14 protein-coding genes and 1 rRNA gene are annotated in these 17371 nt (G+C 48.6%); 8 read left to right on the top strand and 7 right to left on the bottom strand.

The window, feature by feature from the left end:
• A 16S ribosomal RNA gene (locus FTU69_RS08735) occupies positions 1-78 on the bottom strand; the annotation flags it as partial.
• 544 nt (positions 79-622) lie between these two features.
• On the opposite strand from FTU69_RS08735, the gene FTU69_RS08730 reads away from it, so the two are divergent.
• The 5 genes from FTU69_RS08730 to FTU69_RS08710 all read left to right on the top strand — a co-directional run bounded on the left by FTU69_RS08730 (position 623) and on the right by FTU69_RS08710 (position 4580).
• Complete coding sequence (locus FTU69_RS08730; protein ID WP_180103752.1) at positions 623-1540, top strand: VacJ family lipoprotein; 918 nt, start codon at positions 623-625, stop codon at positions 1538-1540.
• 104 nt (positions 1541-1644) lie between these two features.
• Positions 1645-2613, top strand: coding sequence for an RsbU family protein phosphatase GigA (gene gigA / locus FTU69_RS08725; RefSeq protein ID WP_104472728.1), 969 nt, complete (start codon positions 1645-1647; stop codon positions 2611-2613).
• Between the two features lie 114 nt (positions 2614-2727).
• Complete coding sequence (gene gigB / locus FTU69_RS08720) at positions 2728-3249, top strand: anti-anti-sigma factor GigB (RefSeq protein ID WP_005182525.1); 522 nt, start codon at positions 2728-2730, stop codon at positions 3247-3249.
• A gap of 24 nt (positions 3250-3273) precedes the next feature.
• Complete coding sequence (locus FTU69_RS08715) at positions 3274-4098, top strand: carbon-nitrogen hydrolase family protein (protein ID WP_005182522.1); 825 nt, start codon at positions 3274-3276, stop codon at positions 4096-4098.
• Between the two features lie 92 nt (positions 4099-4190).
• The gene (locus FTU69_RS08710; RefSeq protein WP_104470612.1) at positions 4191-4580 is read left to right on the top strand and encodes a DUF4951 domain-containing protein; all 390 of its coding nucleotides are present in this window, start codon (positions 4191-4193) and stop codon (positions 4578-4580) included.
• A 36-nt stretch (positions 4581-4616) separates the two neighbouring features.
• On the opposite strand, the gene gspE is transcribed toward FTU69_RS08710, so the two are convergent.
• Positions 4617-6104, bottom strand: a complete 1488-nt coding sequence (gene gspE, locus FTU69_RS08705; protein WP_016659509.1) for a type II secretion system ATPase GspE — start codon at positions 6102-6104, stop codon at positions 4617-4619.
• Positions 6105-6227: 123 nt separating this feature from the next.
• On the opposite strand from gspE, the gene FTU69_RS08700 reads away from it, so the two are divergent.
• Both FTU69_RS08700 and FTU69_RS08695 read left to right on the top strand, forming a co-directional pair.
• A complete protein-coding gene (locus tag FTU69_RS08700) occupies positions 6228-7031 on the top strand; it encodes a hypothetical protein (protein WP_034598323.1) in 804 nt (267 codons plus the stop codon).
• Positions 7032-7040: 9 nt separating this feature from the next.
• Positions 7041-7964 (top strand): mechanosensitive ion channel family protein, encoded by a 924-nt coding sequence (locus FTU69_RS08695; RefSeq protein ID WP_016659510.1) that lies wholly within the window; start codon positions 7041-7043, stop codon positions 7962-7964.
• 42 nt (positions 7965-8006) lie between these two features.
• Here FTU69_RS08695 and FTU69_RS08690 read toward each other — a convergent pair whose 3' ends face one another.
• Positions 8007-10727 carry a DUF2339 domain-containing protein gene (locus FTU69_RS08690; RefSeq protein WP_180103751.1) on the bottom strand — a complete coding sequence of 907 codons (2721 nt, stop codon included), beginning with the start codon at positions 10725-10727 and terminating at the stop codon, positions 8007-8009.
• 162 nt (positions 10728-10889) lie between these two features.
• On the opposite strand from FTU69_RS08690, the gene polA reads away from it, so the two are divergent.
• Complete coding sequence (gene polA, locus FTU69_RS08685) at positions 10890-13652, top strand: DNA polymerase I (RefSeq protein WP_180103750.1); 2763 nt, start codon at positions 10890-10892, stop codon at positions 13650-13652.
• Positions 13653-13791: 139 nt separating this feature from the next.
• Here polA and FTU69_RS08680 read toward each other — a convergent pair whose 3' ends face one another.
• From FTU69_RS08680 to FTU69_RS08665, 4 genes are read right to left on the bottom strand one after another with little or no spacing between them, the layout of a single operon-like run.
• The gene (locus tag FTU69_RS08680) at positions 13792-14361 is read right to left on the bottom strand and encodes a YggT family protein (protein ID WP_005182501.1); all 570 of its coding nucleotides are present in this window, start codon (positions 14359-14361) and stop codon (positions 13792-13794) included.
• Between the two features lie 27 nt (positions 14362-14388).
• Positions 14389-15219, bottom strand: coding sequence for a pyrroline-5-carboxylate reductase (gene proC, locus FTU69_RS08675; RefSeq protein ID WP_005182498.1), 831 nt, complete (start codon positions 15217-15219; stop codon positions 14389-14391).
• Between the two features lie 30 nt (positions 15220-15249).
• Positions 15250-16599 carry a tRNA lysidine(34) synthetase TilS gene (tilS, locus tag FTU69_RS08670; protein ID WP_180103749.1) on the bottom strand — a complete coding sequence of 450 codons (1350 nt, stop codon included), beginning with the start codon at positions 16597-16599 and terminating at the stop codon, positions 15250-15252.
• Positions 16536-17360 carry an acetyl-CoA carboxylase carboxyltransferase subunit alpha gene (locus tag FTU69_RS08665; protein ID WP_045795976.1) on the bottom strand — a complete coding sequence of 275 codons (825 nt, stop codon included), beginning with the start codon at positions 17358-17360 and terminating at the stop codon, positions 16536-16538. Before FTU69_RS08665 ends, tilS begins: the two co-directional genes overlap by 64 nt.
• Between the last annotated feature and the right edge of the window lie 11 nt (positions 17361-17371).

Raw genomic sequence — 17371 nt, 5'->3', positions numbered from 1 at the left:
ACCCTCGCTCCGCTCGACTTGCATGTGTTAAGCCTGCCGCCAGCGTTCAATCTGAGCCATGATCAAACTCTTCAGTTAAAATCATTTTGTCACTTTATTCGAAGTGACCAAATCTGGCTCATCAATTCCTGACTTAAATTCGCTCAAATAAACTTCGAGTAATTTAAACCAATCAATCAATGAAAATAATTTCGATTAATCAACCAGTAAAAATCCACACAAGTTGTTCTTCATAATCTCTTAATGATCTTCTCGATGCTTCGTCAGCATCAAGCTAGGTCGGCTATATTACTCTCTATTTTTAGAAAGTCAACATGCAATGTTGATTTTATTTCTAAACTTACCACCTAAACCAGAACTCAACCATTTTAGCTAAATCCTTGTTTATCAACAAGTTTTTATCAACATCACCGCCGATGGATGTGCATTATAGGCGAAATATTTACGCTTGCAAGCCCTTTGATAAAAAAATTTAATCATCCGATTATTTTTTATTCATTTTACCTTTTTTAGCTATAAATTTCGGCCAAAAGTGTTTAAATACTCTCTTAAAATGTGCGCTGGGTCGAATGACCCTGCTTTCTCTTTTTTGCTTTCAGTATTCAAAGCACTAGGATCTTTTATGCGTCAACAACAATATGTATGGATTAGCCTGCTGACTTTAGGGATGGCCTCCCCTGCTTTTGCCAATGAATCTGCAGTAGACAGTTCTACCCGCACCACAGCAGAAGCAGACTCATCTGCAGCAACCAGCAAAGCCCTTTCACGCTTTGAATCCTTAAAAGAGCTGAAAAATATTAAAGCACAAGATTTGAAAGTGAATGCCAATGCCGCACAACCGGAAAGTGTTAAAGATCCACTACAACCTTTAAACCGTCAGGTCTATGCCTTAAATGATGTGTTAGACCGCAATATCGCCCGTCCGCTGGCTGTGCAATATACAGAAAAAGTTCCTGGCGATGTGCGTGGTTCTTATCGTAACTTCCGTAAAAACCTGGGTGAACCATGGAATGCAGTAAACCAGCTGATTCAGGGCCGTCCGCTCAGAGCAGCAAAAACGCTGGGCCGTTTTACTGTAAATACCATCACCACTTTAGGTCTGGCTGATCCGGCCCGTCGTTTGGGAATGGAAACCGAAGATGAAGATTTTGGCACCACTTTAGGCTATTTCGGGGTGCCGTCTGGCCCGTATCTGGTTTTGCCGATTATTGGCCCAAGTACCTTCCGTGATGGTTTTAGCCGTCTGGTTGACAGTCAGGCCCGTCCACAAAAATACATTCTAGAAGATCATGATGGACTGTACTGGACCGAGCAGGCTTTACGCGGCATTGATGCCCGTTCCCAGATTCTGGATGTAGAACAGGTGTTACAAGGGGATCGCTATGCCGCTATTCGTGATATTTACCTGCAGCGTAAAAACTTTGAAATTGCCGAGAAAAAAGGCTTAGAGGCCGAGAGCATTTCATTTATTGAAGATGTCGAAGACGACTACATCGAAGATGAAGAAAACTTTGATTCAGTTGCACCGCTCACTGAATAATTTGTAATACTTCTTTCTGGCGGGAAGCTCAACTTCCCCTAGTAATTCATTGATTGTTATAGTACATCTATCCCCTAAAGCGCATAGGATTATATTCTACATTTATGTATTTCATTCAGCCCACACGTGATATTCCCTATCTAGATCAGGTGATTGACACACTGCCCAGTGTGCAAATGATTCGCATAGATGACATCGACCTATATGATCAGACCATCATTGCCATTGCCGATGTGCAGGATTATTTAACCCATCGCTGGAATTTACCGACCATTGTTTTGGGCTTTGAAGATGAAGGGCTGGCCCTATCGCAAGCCTGGGAACAAGGTGCTTTAGCCGGCTGGATCTGGAGCAAACTGCCGACAGAACCGCAGCAGGCCCTGCTTAAAATTGATGCGCAATATAAACGCAATCAGGACAGCCGTGATTTACCCTCGGCTGCAGAGTTACAAAAACGTTTACTGCCAAACCCAATTGAACTGGTCAATTATGAAATTGAAACCCTGTTTCAGCCTTCGGCCTATTTATCTGGCGACTGGTTTGATTACTGGAAAATTAGTGACAAAGAGCTGATTTTTTATCTGGCCGATGTGTCCGGCCATGGGGTAACCAGCAGTTTATTAACGTCATGGATGGCGGCTTTTCATGGTCGTTCCAAAACCCCGCGCGAGTTACTGAAAAAACTCAACGGGATGCTGGTACAGGAAAATATTGAAAAGCATATCACCATGATTAGCGGGATTTTAAACCTGGAAACCCATCAGCTGCGCTGGTCCAGTGCCGGACATTATCCGCCTGCGATTATCTTTGAACCGAATCAGCCACCGAAAATTTTAAACACCAGCAGCTTCCCTTTGGGTCTGACCGAAGACCTGGAAGTAGAAGAATATGAATGCGTGCTGTCACGTCAGGCGCGCTTTATTATCTGTTCAGATGGTGCGCTTGAACCTTATGTCGGCGGACTCAATGAACAGTTTGAACAACTGGTCTATCACTTGCAGAATCAGTCCTTTAAAGCGCCAGAACACGTGGCCGATGATATTGCCATCCTCAGTTTGTGCCGACTGAATTAATCACTTAATCAACCACTTAAAACCATCCTTAGACTTATGTCCATAGCAGACACTTGAGTCTGTGGTGTCCCTATGGGATAATTTTATCTATCCTTCTCTGCAAATGGCATTTATATGTCAACAGGTCATGTTGAATACGCAAGTTTGGATGGAACGCATATTTTCAAGCTGATCGGCGAAGTGCGTGCCCAATCTTGTATCAGTTTAGACAAACTACTCAGTAAAATTGAACAGCAAACCAATGTGGTCGGCGCCATTGTCGATTTAACTCAAACCACATTTATTGACAGTACTGTTTTGGGTGTTTTGGCAAAACTCGGGCTAAAACTTAAACAGGTACATCAGATTCAGGCAGTTATGCTGTCGACCAATCCGGACATCACCACACTGGCCAATAGCATGGGCTTGGGGCAGGTGTTTGTGATTCTGAATTACTGTGGCGATCCGAGTGTCTGCACCCGGGCCCTGATTGAAGAGCATGTGACGCATAGCAATATGCTGTCGACCGTACTGGATGCCCACAAAACCCTGATGAAACTCAACGACAGCAACCAGAATATGTTTGAACCCCTGGTCAAACAGCTACAAAAAGAACAGGACAACTTGGAACAGGTGTCTAATCAGCAAAACGTATAATTTTCAGTTTGGGAGAATGCCTGCATGACTTTCGTTTCTGTTGCACAGATGAACTCGCAAAATGATATTGAAGCCAATTTCAACACAGTCGAGCAGCTGATTCAGCAGAGTAAAGCCGCCGGCAGTGAACTGCTGGTTCTTCCTGAAAATTTTATCTGTTTTGCTGCCGGCAAGCAGCGCGAAACTGCAGCCCAGTTTGAATCTATTCAACAACGTCTGGAACAACTGGCCCATCAGCATCAAATCTGGCTGGTGGCGGGTACCCTGCCGTGTCCATTCCGCCCGGATGGTTCAGTCATTGAAGATGGCCGGGTACGTACTGTCAGCCTGTGTATCAGTCCGGAAAAAACCGAAGCCCGTTATGACAAGATTCACCTGTTTGATGTACAGGTGGGTGATGCCGTCGGGGGTTATCAGGAATCCAAATTCTTTGAACCGGGCCAAGACGTTGTGGTGGCCAAAACCCCATTTGGCAATATTGGCCTGATGGTCTGCTATGACCTACGTTTCCCGGAACTGGCGCTAAAACTGCGTGCACAAGGCGCCAATCTTCTGACAGCACCTTCTGCTTTTACCTACACCACTGGCCAGATGCACTGGCAGCTGCTGCTACAAGCACGTGCCATGGACAGTCAGTGTCAGGTTTTAGGTGCTGCCCAGCAAGGCTGGCACGGCGAAAAACGTCAAACCTGGGGTCATTCTGGTGCGACCAATTCCCGTGGACAATTACTGGCCATGGTGCAGGACGAAGGCGCGCAACTGATTACAGTCGAATTTGACCTGAAAGAACAGCAACAGGTACGCGAGTCAATGCCTTTAATGCAGCATCGCGTGTTAGTCAATTATTAAGTCTTTCCCTTGATCTCGCTGATATTGTTATCGACGTAAGCTTTCAACTTGCATATAATAATGATTCTTATTTTCAACAACAAATTATCCTGATGTTTAAAATCGTGATCACCAGTCTGGGGCTGCTGTGCTCGACACTGGCCTTGGCCGAGCTGAGTATTTCTGAAAAAATGCGTCCTGTGGTTTATTCTCAGGTCAATCCGGAGATGGCACGTCTGCCGGTTCCAGCCACACCGAATCAGATGAATCTTCCGGCCTTTGGACAGGGACTGATTGGCTGGGGCAGCGGCCCGGAAGGTGCGCAAGCGCGTTTAGATTCCATCACAGCTGCCGATGTGCATCAGATGCAAATTCAAGGTTTAACCCTGGAGATGGTGCAGGCCTGGCAGGCATTTTATACTCATGAAAGCCAGCGCAATCCCGGCAATCCGACGGCGCCCTTACGTGCCCTATTAATGCAAAAAATCGTCAGCCTGTGGTAGGGACTGACGATTTTTTAAATAGACTCTGCAAATCTGCTAGTCTGCTGCTTCATTGGTGACGCGTAATACTTCTTCGACCGTGGTTTTACCGGCCAGTACTTTACGCAAACCATCTTCACGAATCGAACCGGATTGCTGGCGCGCATAGTTTTCCAGTTCATACTCTGCAGCATTGCCATGAATCAGGCGACGCATGTGATCATCTACCGGCACAATTTCATAAATGGCGGTCCGACCGGTAAATCCGGTATGCGCACACTGCTCACAGCCTTTCGGTTTCGGCAGGCGCAATACCTCTGCACTGCTGACAGGTTTAAACAGTTCTTTTTCAAAGTCATCAGCATCATGCCAGGTGGCGCAGTGCGAGCACAAGGTTCGGACCAGACGCTGCGCAATCACACCAATCAGGGAACTGGACAGCAGGAAAGGTTCAATGCCCATATCTTTTAAACGGGTTACGGCGCCAATCGCAGTATTGGTGTGTAAGGTTGATAATACCAGATGACCAGTCAGCGAAGCCTGTACCGCAATTTCTGCAGTTTCCAGATCACGGATTTCCCCGACCATCACCACATCCGGGTCCTGACGCAGCATGGCTTTTAAAGCACGCGCGAAAGTCATATCGACCTTGGTGTTGACCTGAGTCTGCCCAATCCCTTCCAGCTGATATTCAATCGGGTCTTCAGCGGTCAGAATATTTTTCGAGCCATCATTCAGGTCCGATAGTGCTGCATACAAAGTCGTGGTTTTCCCCGAACCGGTTGGACCAGTCACCAAGATAATGCCATGCGGACGATGTACCAGCTGTTTTAGCCGGTCATAATCATTTTGCATCAGGCCCAAATGGGTCATGTTCAGCCGTCCGGCCTGTTTATCCAGCAGACGCATTACCACCCGTTCACCATGCGAAGATGGCAAGGTTGAGACCCGCACATCGACTTCACGGCCCGCCAGGCGCAGTGAAATACGGCCATCTTGCGGAATGCGTTTTTCAGCAATATCCAGTTTGGCCATGACTTTAATCCGCGATACCAGTAGCGGCGCCAGCTCACGGCGCGGCTGTACAATTTCACGTAACTGTCCATCTACCCGCAAACGCACCGATAAGCGCTTTTCAAACGATTCAATATGAATATCTGATGCACCGACCCGAATCGCTTCGGACAGCAGTGCATTAATTAGCCGGACAATGGGCGCATCATCTTCCTGATCCATTAAATCTTCGGCTTCAGGTACCGAGTCGGCCAGACTGAGTAAATCTGGATGATCTTCCAGACCTGCCGCAACCTGTTGTGATTCCCCGGTATCGCCGGCAAAACTGCTGCTTAACAGCTGATGAAATTCCTGATCGGTACATAACTGGAACTGGGCCGGATGCCCGAGAAAACGGCGTGCTTCCTGAATAGCCAGCAGCGGCGTATTTTCACGGCGCACGATAAAAGCATGATCCCCCTCATAGCGAATTAGCACGCCATGGCGTTTTGCAAAACTATAGGGGATTTGTAATTGTTTAAGTACTTGCATCAGCGATTATAATAATGATGAAAAAATCTCATTTGAGTGTACTCTAAGCTTATGACAGCGTGAAGTCTGTTTTTAGGGTTTTAAATTGAAAGGAAGACGCCCTTGCCGCATCCGAATGAATTACTGAATCATGATGAATTGCCCGATTTAAAATGGTGGGGCGAACACGAGTTTGAACTGCATCAGCCCAAAGCCTGGCAATTTGGCTCCCTGCTGTTTCGTTTAACACGCGGCATGCAGGAGTGGCGTCTGGAATATCATCGTCCGCAGGTGCAGTATGACTATGAACAGCAATGGCATCGCATCAATGACCCGAATTTTTCCTTTCCGCAGCCGGTGAAAATTGAACGCTACATGTTCAAATCGACCACCAACAAACTCCAGCTGATGCCACGTCTGGCAGACCGTTCAGTGGTGATTAAACCGGTCGATCCGATTTATATTCCGGCTGGCCAGCGCGGCACACTGTACATTAGTACCCCGTTATGGATTGCCGGTTTTGTTGATGGTCAGCGCGAGCCAATTTTTGATTTGCCGGTGATTTTGCCCAAAGATACCTGGTTTGGACCGAATCACCGTTATGGCGAAATCTGTTATGCCACCGCAGTGGATGGCCGGACCGAGCTACACCAGCTACGCCCGCGCGCTTTTCGTGCCATTACGCCTATTGAGTTTCATAATATCAGCAACCAGCAATTGCGCTTTGACCGGATGAATGTACCGGTGCCGGCACTACCGCTATTTTTTAGTGAAAGTACCGGACGTTTATGGACCTCGCAGATTAAAGTCTTGCACGAAGGTTCCGACCGGCCGCCACGGGTACGGATTGAAAACCGCACCCCACCGCATGCCGGTGAAGTGATTTATGTGCATCCGCCACGTGAAACCGCAGGGGCCTTATTTAATATGTTTGATTCGTTCTTCTAGGGAGTAGACATGGCCGATTCCAATATCCCTAAAGAAATTACCAATAGCCTGAAAGGGATTTTTACCAACATTAATACCGAGCGCCTGACTGAAATTCTGGTGGCGCTGGTGCTGTGCTTCTTAGGCTTCCTAGTGGCGCGTTTTGTCTCTAATGCCTTTATCCGCACCATTGGTAAACGCTTTAATGCGCATCAGAGTCTGGTCTGGCGTCGCGGGATTTTCTACTTTATTTTCCTGATTTTTGTGATGGCCAGCCTGAAAGAAGCCGGCTTTAAACTTAGTGTCTTCCTGGGTGCAGCCGGTATCTTAACCGTGGCATTGGGTTTCGCCTCACAAACCTCGGCTTCCAACCTGATCAGCGGTCTGTTCCTGATTGGTGAAGGTTCCTTTGAAGTGGGCGACACCATCCAGATTACCCTCATTCGTGGTCATACCGTAGAAGGTGAAGTGATTTCGATTGACCTGCTCTCGGTAAAACTGCTCACCCAGGACAACGTGTATGTGCGTTTACCGAACGAACAGCTGATTCGGGCGCCAGTACACAACCTGTCCAAATTCCCGATCCGGCGGATTCCAATTACTCTGGCCATTAATTTCCATGAAGATATTATCAAGGTGCGTGAAGTGCTGCTGGATGTGGCCAATAAATATCCGCTGGTGCTGGCCGATCCGAAACCTGCGGTGACAGTAACTGCCTTCCGTGAATCCTCAATTGAACTGCTGTTTGCGATCTGGTGCCAGCAGGAAAATTTCCTGCGAGTGCGCGATGAAATGCAGGAACGGATTCGTAATGGCTTTGTCGATAACCAGATTGAAATTCCGGTACCGAAAATGGGCTTTGTCGATCATCCGCTGTCCCGACCGCTGGAAAATGCAGAGATTGATCAATATGCCAATGAAAAAGCCCTGAAACGTGAACCGGATTTAAAATAGATTTTTTAATATTAGCCTTCTCCACCAAGAGAAGGCTTTTTTCTATTCAGAGGGTGAGCGTTCAACCGGTTGTTCTGGATCGGGCATTGGCGCAATATAGGCAATGATCAGCATCACCGCACCGGCGGCTAAAAAGGAAATCACCCGGGTTAAAGTGCCAATATGCGACAGATCAAACAGCACCAGCTTTAAGCTGACAACCACCAGAATACTGCCGCCCAGGACCCAGACCGAACGCAGCTGTTTGCGACTGGCCCAGCTCATGGTAACAAATGCTAGGCTGACCCAAAGTAAAGTCAAACTCAGTTGCACCGTGCCATTACGCCACAGCACCAGTTCATTCAGCGGCGTCCCTAAATACACATGCAAGCCACGCAGCACAATATAGCTACTCAGCCACAATAAACTCAGCACCATCAACACTGCGGCCATACTGCGGTCCAGCCCGGCCTTAACCTGTAACGACAGCATCCATAAAAAGCCGACCAGCATGGCGATGCTGACCAGATCAAAAGGATTTAAGATGGGCAGCAGATAGCCATGAAACGCCTGCTGGCTTAACAGCTGCGAACAGATCATCCAGGCCAGCATCAACAGCAAACTGCTTCGGGCCTGCCAGAACATCTGCCAGTCGGGCTGTGCCTGCCAGTAACACCAGCCGCAAAACAGCAGCGGTAAAATCACCATACTGATATACGGTTGCTGCGGTAATAAAGTCAGACTGGTCAGTAGCAGACTGAGTAAAGTACCGGCACTGACCCATTCTTTTTCGGTTCGTACACCTAAAAGCGGCCTTAACCAGAGCAGACTGAGGATGATGCCAGCTCCGGCAAACAACAGCCGCTCATTGAAAGATGCCCAGACAATACTACCCTGCTGCATCCGCAGCATGACAATTCCTGCCGCAAACAGCAGCAAGGGAACCAGGCCCGACCATTTGCTGAATAACCAGGCCACCCCGGCCTGTCGGCGTAACAGGATTTCATTCACAACCCAATAGGCCAGACTCAGGCTGAACAGGCTCAGCACCGCACTGAGCTCGCCGGACCATTCATCTTGGAGCAGCACCAGCAGCATGGTGGTCGCCAGCAACATCAGCAGACATTGAAAGCCAATCATACTGCTACTAAGTTGTTGCTGAAATTGCAGCCGGCTATTGGACAGCAATATCACGCCCACATAGCTCAGGCACAATACCCAGAACATGGCGCGTGGAAATACAATCAGCTCCACCAGATAATACAGGCTCGACAGCCCCGCCACGACCAGCAGGCCCATGGCCAGATACAGACTGATTTTGGACTGCCGCACCAGCCCCAACAGGAAAATCAGCAGGCCTTCAATGGCCCAGCCCATGACACTTTTTTCAGCCGGCAATAAAATCGGCGGAATTAGGGCCAGAAAAATTAAGGTCAGGCTTAAATAGCTGTGCGCAATTAGCTGTACCGTTTGATGGTGTCTGGAGAATCGGTACAACACGGCGAACAGCAGTGCAAACAGCAGACTGAGGCCCGCCTGCCAGGCTGTGTCCTGGAAATGCAGCACATATAAACTGCTATAGGCCAGCAACGGTGCAGCAAAAATCAGCCCAATATCCAGCGCCGGTTTAAGCTTAAACTTGTCTAAATCCTGCTGTGCCAATAACTGGCTAAAACGGAAACCCAGCCAGATAAAGATAGCGGCATGTGCCAGAATCAGCACGGTCATCAGGTCGCGGTCAGCATCGCTGCCATGCACAAAGGCATAGCTGCCACCGACCAGCACGGTCATTAAAAAAGCAATCTGATTCAGAAACTTCCACGGTCGCAGGCTGCTGAGCACGGCCACCGCAATATTAATCACCAGATAATAGCCAATAAATTCCGGTGCAGTTGCATCACGCACCGGTAAGGTAAATGGTGCAAGATAGGCCATCACCATGGCCATTAACGCCAGTTCAACCGACTGCTGTCTTAAACTCAGCCATAACGTCAGGGCCATTAGTAGCAGAAAACAGCCACTGGCAATCAGCAAGTTTGGAATCACCGCATTGTAATAGGCAAAGAATAAGGTCAGACACAAGGCCGCCAGCCCGAGCCCTTCCAGCCCCAGAGCAAAACTGCGATTGCGCTGTTGCAGGCGATAACCCAGTCCGGTCACGGCAGCACTGCTCAGCGCGACCATGGTCAGTTTGGTGGCCAGACTCAACTGCCAATGTTCCGTGGCAAAACGCAGCAGCAGAATAATGCCGATCACCAAAATAGAAATCGCGGTTTTCAGCACCGGATTACCCTCAAAAATCCAGTGTTTGATTTGCTGGACTAAATTGGGAGCAGGCGCTGGCGCAGCTTCAGCTGTTGCACTCAAAGGTAAAGGCGGTATGTCCGGCTGTACCGAAGAAGCCGGCTGCGGCAAAAAATGCTGGGCCTGTTGAATCTGACCCAAATACTGTTCCAGACGCCGAAGCCAGCGCAGAAAAAAGAAAATCCAGGCCGCAGCGCCAGCGGCAATCATCCAGCCCCAATCCAGCAGCCCACCGACCACGGCAATAATCGAGGAGAGATACAGCGGCACTTTGGAGGTGGCACGAAATGCAATCAACCGCTGTTCGCCTAGCGCCTGGGCTGGTTGTTGAATAGCATCGACATAGTGCATGACACTCATCAGCAGTGCAAAACCACAGACATAGGTCAACAGTGGAAATGATAAAAACCACGCGCTGATGGCGACAATCATCAGGCTCATCAACCAGATCATGCGGATTTCGCTCTGCCCTCTCAGCATCTTGTTCTATTCCTTTATTAATTGTGCTGATCATACAACAACTTGCACAGTGCTTATTTTATATTCATCAGATATTCGGTAACCTGCATATACAATCATCACTCAGCGTGCGTGTGTAAAATCACGTACAATAAACAGGTTTTTTGGATTAGGAAACTTTCAATGCCACCATTTGTCTTGGTCGATGGGTCTTATTTTTTATTTCGTGCGTTTCACGCCTTACCCCCTTTAACCACGTCAACCGGTATACATACCAACGCCATCCGTGGGGCAATTTCCGCAATCCAGAAACTGATGCGCCGTACCCAGCCTACCCATATGGCGGTGATTTTTGATACCCCGGAACCAACCTTCCGTCACGAACTGTCACCTATTTATAAAGGTGACCGTCCAAGTATGCCAGATGAACTGTCACAGCAGATTCCTTATTTACACGCCTTAATTCGCGCACTGGGGATTCCTCTTTATATGCTGCCGGGTGCCGAAGCCGACGATATTATTGGCACGCTGGCCAAACGCGCCGAAGCCGAGGGGCATCAGGTGTTAATTTCCACCGGTGATAAAGACATGGCGCAGCTGGTGACCGACAAAGTCACACTGGAAGACAGCTTCAAAGAAAAGCCAATGGATGTGCAGGGTGTCTTTGAGAAATTTGGTGTCTGGCCAAACCAGATTGTTGATTATCTGACCCTGATGGGCGATGCCTCGGACGGGATTATGGGCGTACCGGGTGTGGGCGCTAAAACTGCCGCCAAACTGCTGACCGAATACGGCTCTTTAGGTGGTATTCTAGAAAATGTCGACAAAATTAAAGGCCGCGTTGGCCAGAATATTAAAGACAATGTCGATGGTATTGCCATTGATCATCAACTGGCCAGTATTGTCTGTGATCTGGACATGGGCCTGACCTTTGCAGACCTGAAACTGTGCGATCCAAATACCGAAGAATTGCGCCGCCTGTATACCGAACTGGAGTTCCGGAACCAGCTGCAGTCGCTCGATCATCCGAACAACCCGAACAGCAACAGCTACAAACAGGTCAGCCAGGCCATTAGCCAAACACCAGCGGCCGCAGAAGTCGCCACCGAAGATCAAGCTCAGCTCAGCAGCAGTGAAGATCAGCTAGGTGAAGCCACCTATCATACAGTGTTAAGCCCGGCAGACTGGGATGTACTCTTCCAGCGTTTAAGCACCGCCACACGTTTTGCCTTTGATGCCGAAACCACTAGTCTGGATTATCGGATTGCCCAGATTGTCGGCTTCTCGGTGGCTTTTGATGCTACGGAAGCCTTCTATGTGCCTCTGGCGCATGACTATGCCGGCGCACCGGAACAGTTAAACCGTGAAACAGTGTTGGCGCAGATCAAACCGATTCTGGAAAATCCAGCGGTTGAAAAAATTGGCCATCATTTAAAATATGATGCGCATGTGCTGGAAAACCACGGCATTCACTTACAGGGCTGGTACTTTGACACCATGCTGGCCTCGTATGTCTTAAATTCTGTCGCCACCCGTCATGGGATGGATGATGTGGCACGTTTGTATTTAAGTCATCTGACCACCACCTATGAACAGATTGCCGGTAAAGGCGCCAAACAGAAAACCTTTAACCAGATCGAGATTGAAACAGCTGCGCATTATGCCGCCGAAGATGCACATGTGACGTATCGCCTGTATGAAGTGCTGAATGAAAAGTTACAGCGTCATCCGGAACTAAGCAATCTACTGCATCATATTGAAATGCCGGTAGCACGCGTGCTAACCCAGATGGAAGAAAACGGCATCAAGCTGGATCTGAATTTCCTGGATCAGCTGGGGGTAGAATTTTCCAACACCATGCTGCAACTGGAACAGCAGATTATTGAACTGGCCGGCCAGCCGTTTAATGTCAGCTCGCCCAAACAGGTTGGCGAAATCCTGTTTGAAAAGCTGGGCATCAAAGGTGGCAAGAAAACTGCCACTGGCCAATACAGCACCAGTGAAAGTATTTTAGAGAAGATTGAACACCCGATTGCCAGCCTGATTGTGGAATATCGCGGTCTGTCTAAACTGAAAAGCACCTATACCGATGGCTTGCAAAAACAGGCCAACAGCAGCAGCCATCGCGTGCATACCAGTTATCATCAGGCCCTCACCGCGACCGGCCGTCTGTCTTCCACCGATCCGAATCTGCAAAATATTCCGGTACGTATGGATATTGGCCGTCAAATTCGTAAAGCCTTTATTGCACCAGAAGGCCGCGTATTACTGGCTGCCGACTATTCGCAAATTGAACTGCGTTTAATGGCGCATTTCTCGCAAGATGACGCGCTGGTTGATGCCTTCAATCATGGTCAGGATGTACACCGCCGTACCGCTGCAGAAGTGTTGAATATTGCCCTGGAAGATGTCACGCCGGATCAGCGTCGCCAGGCCAAAGCGGTTAACTTCGGCCTGTTATATGGTATGTCCGAATTTGGTCTGATCCGTCAATTGGGCTTTACCCGGGAAGAATCGCAGAACTATATCAAGCAATACTTCCAGCGTTATCCGGGCATTTATGAATATATGCAGCGCACCCGTCAGGTGGCTCTGGAACAAGGCTTTGTTGAAACCCTGACCGGCCGCCGTTTATATACCCCGGATATTGATGCCCGTAACATGATGGTGCGTAAAGCAGCAGAACGTGCCGCAATTAATGCGCCCTTACAAGGCTCTGCGGCAGATATTATTAAAATGGCCATGGTGGAGGTAGATAAAATGCTGCCACGCGATCAGGCCAAAATGCTGCTACAGGTGCACGATGAACTGGTGTTTGAAGTCGATGCCAATGTCGCCGATGAACTGGCACCCAAACTGGCCGAAGTGATGCAGTCGGTGATTGAACTGTCTGTTCCGCTGGTGGTCGAAGTGGGTAAAGGCCAGAACTGGGATGAAGCACACTAAAGTCTTTCCACCTTCCTCCTCGGAGGAAGGCTGGGCTGAAGGTCATTTGCCTCTTGGGCGAAATATCAAGGTCTTCACCTCAAAACTTGAGCCATAAAAAAGGACTCAATTGAGTCCTTTTTTTCTTGAGCTGAATTTATTAGAAGCCGGTCAGCAAAACAATCGCCACCTGGTTCATCAGAATTTCAGCAATATATAACGCCAGAAATGCCAGAATTGGAGACAGGTCAATCATGCCCATATTCGGCATGATCCGGCGAAACGGCGCCAGTAAAGGTTCTGCCAGCTCCTGAATCACTTCAATATAAGGCCCGCGTGACTGGGTAAACATCACTACCCAACTTAAAATAATGGTGGCAAAAATCAGGTAACGACAGAAACGTAGCAGGTCCTGAATCATGGTCACAAAGGTGAGAATCAGCAGATGTACCGGGCCATTAGGCATCGCCCCGTTTAAATACATCATGCCGTAATTTTTCAGCAGATAAAGCACCACCAGCAGCGCCAATGCCGCCAGATTCACCCGGCCTTTTGCCACGGTCGGGAAAATACGGCTAAATACATCTACAATTTTCGTGGCCTTGATCGTAGACAACACCACCGGATTATAAGGACTCACCGCAGCCAGCTGCATGAGAAAACGGAAGAAGACGAGCAAAATCGCTACGTTAATGATGATGCCAAAAATTAGCGCAGAATTTGCACCCATACTTGAACGTTCCTAAAATTAAATACTTTATTTAATGCTGTCACTCAGCTCGGCAGCCAGTTCCTGACTGCGTGTTTTGGCAGCCGCCAACGCCGCCTGAATATTCTGCGACACTTGCGCACGGTCAAACACTTCCAACGCTGCCTGCGTGGTCCCGTTTGGAGAGGTCACGTTTTTACGCAGCTCTGCCGGGGTATTGGAACTGGTAATTGCCATTTGTGCCGCACCCAACGCAGTTTGCAAGGTTAAAGCCGTTGCCACTTTTTCATCCAGGCCCAAGTTTTTGCCGGCACGAATCATACTTTCCATCATATAGAAAAAGTAAGCCGGGCCAGAACCGGATACTGCCGTGACTGCATCAATTTGCGCTTCAGAGTTTACCCAAATTGTTAAACCCGTGGCAGCCAAAACCTGACTTGCCAATTCACGGTCTTTGCTATCGACCGCATCATGCGCATATAAACCATGCGCACCAGTTTGTACCAGTGCCGGGGTATTTGGCATCACCCGTACCACACGGTCGGTATCGAGCAATGCCGAAATGGTGGCAATTTCTGCACCGGCAACAATCGAAATCACCAGTTTGCCTTCAAACTGCCCTTTTAGCGGTTGCAGCACGCTGGCCAGCACCTGCGGTTTGACTGCGAACACCACAATATCGGCGTCACGAATGGCAGCCTGGTTGTCTTCGGTCACATGTACATCTTTTTCTTCAAGCAACAAACGGATTTTTTCGACCGGATCAGCAACTGTAATACGCGTTGAAGGCATGCCACGTGCAATCAGGCCACCAATTAAGGCCTGTGCCATATTTCCGCCACCAATAAAACTAATATTACAATTTAACACTGCACTCATGATTCACACTCTTGGTTGAGTTCTTTATAGTTAAGAGATTAAAGTCGGTTGCCAGCCATCCGGTTCGCAATAGGCAGAATCTGCCAGCCAAAACCCTTTTGGCGTGAAAACCCCTAGCATAACATTATCTCTGCTTAATATTTGAATTGTATGACGCTTCCAGGGAAAAATTTGTGCCTGCTGTATCGCCTTTTTTAATGGCCAGGCCCCGACACGTCCATGAAGATGGATTTTTTCTCCGCCCACTCGCGTACTTAAAGTCAATTCTTGTTGAAGTAATGCAAAAGACAAACCAACCTGATGCGGTGCATTCAACTGAAACTGTCCGGCTGGTAAATCTAGGGTTTGCCCCAACTGGCAGCACACTGGTTCCCGCGCAGGGATGGCCTGTTGACTGGCCAAATATTCCAGCTGGGGCAGACGGTAAATGACATTTTGATAGCGCACATAATAAAAGCCATTGCAATGCAAAGCTGCTTGCGCATCGGCCCGGGCCTGAATCACTTCCTGCTGAATGCGCTGCACCATGTCAAAACTTGGCCGGTACTGGCTGTCCCCTTTCATCCAGAATGACAGTAACTGGCGTTGCCGTGCCTCGGACAATTGCTGAATACGGTGTAAATCCAGATGCTCGGCATCGCCACAGCTGGCTAAATCCTGCAGCAATACTTCGGCCAAAATCTGCTCAGCATCCTGCATCAGCTGGCTGCTGCGGCAAATGCTTTGCTGCATTTTGGGGAACCGTGCATTTAACAGCGGCCACAACTGTTCCCGACACCAGGCCCGGTCGTAGTGAATATCCTGATTGGTCGGATCTTGAATATGTGGAATCGAAAGCTGCTGGCACCAGGTCTGAATCTGCTCACGCGATAAAGATAGCAACGGTCGCCAGATTGACAGCTCAGGACGTGAATCGAAAGTTTTCATGGCCGACAAGCCAGGAATACCGGCACCAGAAAACAGGCGCAATAACACCGTTTCTGCCTGATCCTGCTGATGATGGGCCAGTACCAATATCTCGTTGGTTTGAATATGCTGCTGAAATGCCTGATAACGTGCGGCGCGTGCCTGCTGTTCCAGATTGCCTTCGGCGACCTGTACGGCTTGAATCATGCACGGAATATTGAAGGCCTGACAATGCTGCTGGACAAATTCGCCCCAGGCCTGGCTGGAAGACTGTAATTGATGATCAATATAAATGGCCCGGACTTTTTCCGGGCATACAAACGCCATCAGATGCAGCAGCAGCATGGAATCCATGCCGCCACTACATCCGATGAGAAAATGCGTATCTTCTGGAAAAGACTGAATCTGGGTTAAGACGCCAGTCCTAAATTGTCGCTGCCAAACTTCATCAAACGCTGGTAACGTGCTTCGCATCGTTCTTGTGCATCCATCGGTTGCAATTCTTCTAGAGCCTGTTTTAACACGGCTTTTAAATCTTGCATGACTTTTTCTGGTTGCAAGTGAGCACCCTCACCTTCATCAACCACATATTCAACAATGCCCATCTGCTGTAATTTTTCAGCAGTCAGTGCCAATGCTTCACTTGCCTGTTCTGCTTTTTCTGCAGTTTTCCACAAAATAGATGCACAGCCTTCTGGAGAAATTACTGAATAAATACTGTGAGATAACATCACCACACGGTCCGCCACACCAATACCCAAGGCACCGCCTGAACCGCCTTCACCTAAAACTGTTGCCACGACCGGCACTTTCAGGTTCGATAATTGAGCAAGACTGGTAGCAATCGCTTCCGCCTGACCACGTTCTTCTGCACCCACACCCGGATAAGCACCCATGGTGTCAATAAAGGTAAAGACCGGCAGCTTGAAACGTTCTGCCATATCCAGCAAACGCTGTGCCTTACGGTAACCTTCCGGGTTACTCATGCCGAAATTGTGCTGCAATTTCTCGCGGGTACTACGACCACGATGCTGGCCCACGACCATGACCGGCTGACCATCGAAGCGTGCCAAGCCACCCACCATTGCACCATCATCACCAAATAAACGGTCGCCGTGCAGCGCATCAAATTCAGTGAAAATTTCGCCTACATAGTCCAGGAATTGCGGACGCTCTGGATGACGTGCAATTTGAACCGTTGTCCATGCTTTTGATTGAGCAGCTTTATTTTTCATAAGTCGACTGT

It is taken from the genome of Acinetobacter sp. YH12134 (assembly GCF_013418555.1).
In the GTDB taxonomy this organism is placed as follows: Bacteria; Pseudomonadota; Gammaproteobacteria; order Pseudomonadales; family Moraxellaceae; genus Acinetobacter; species Acinetobacter indicus.
The sequence above is the reverse complement of the archived record's forward strand: the minus strand, read 5'-3'. Positions and strand labels throughout refer to the sequence as shown.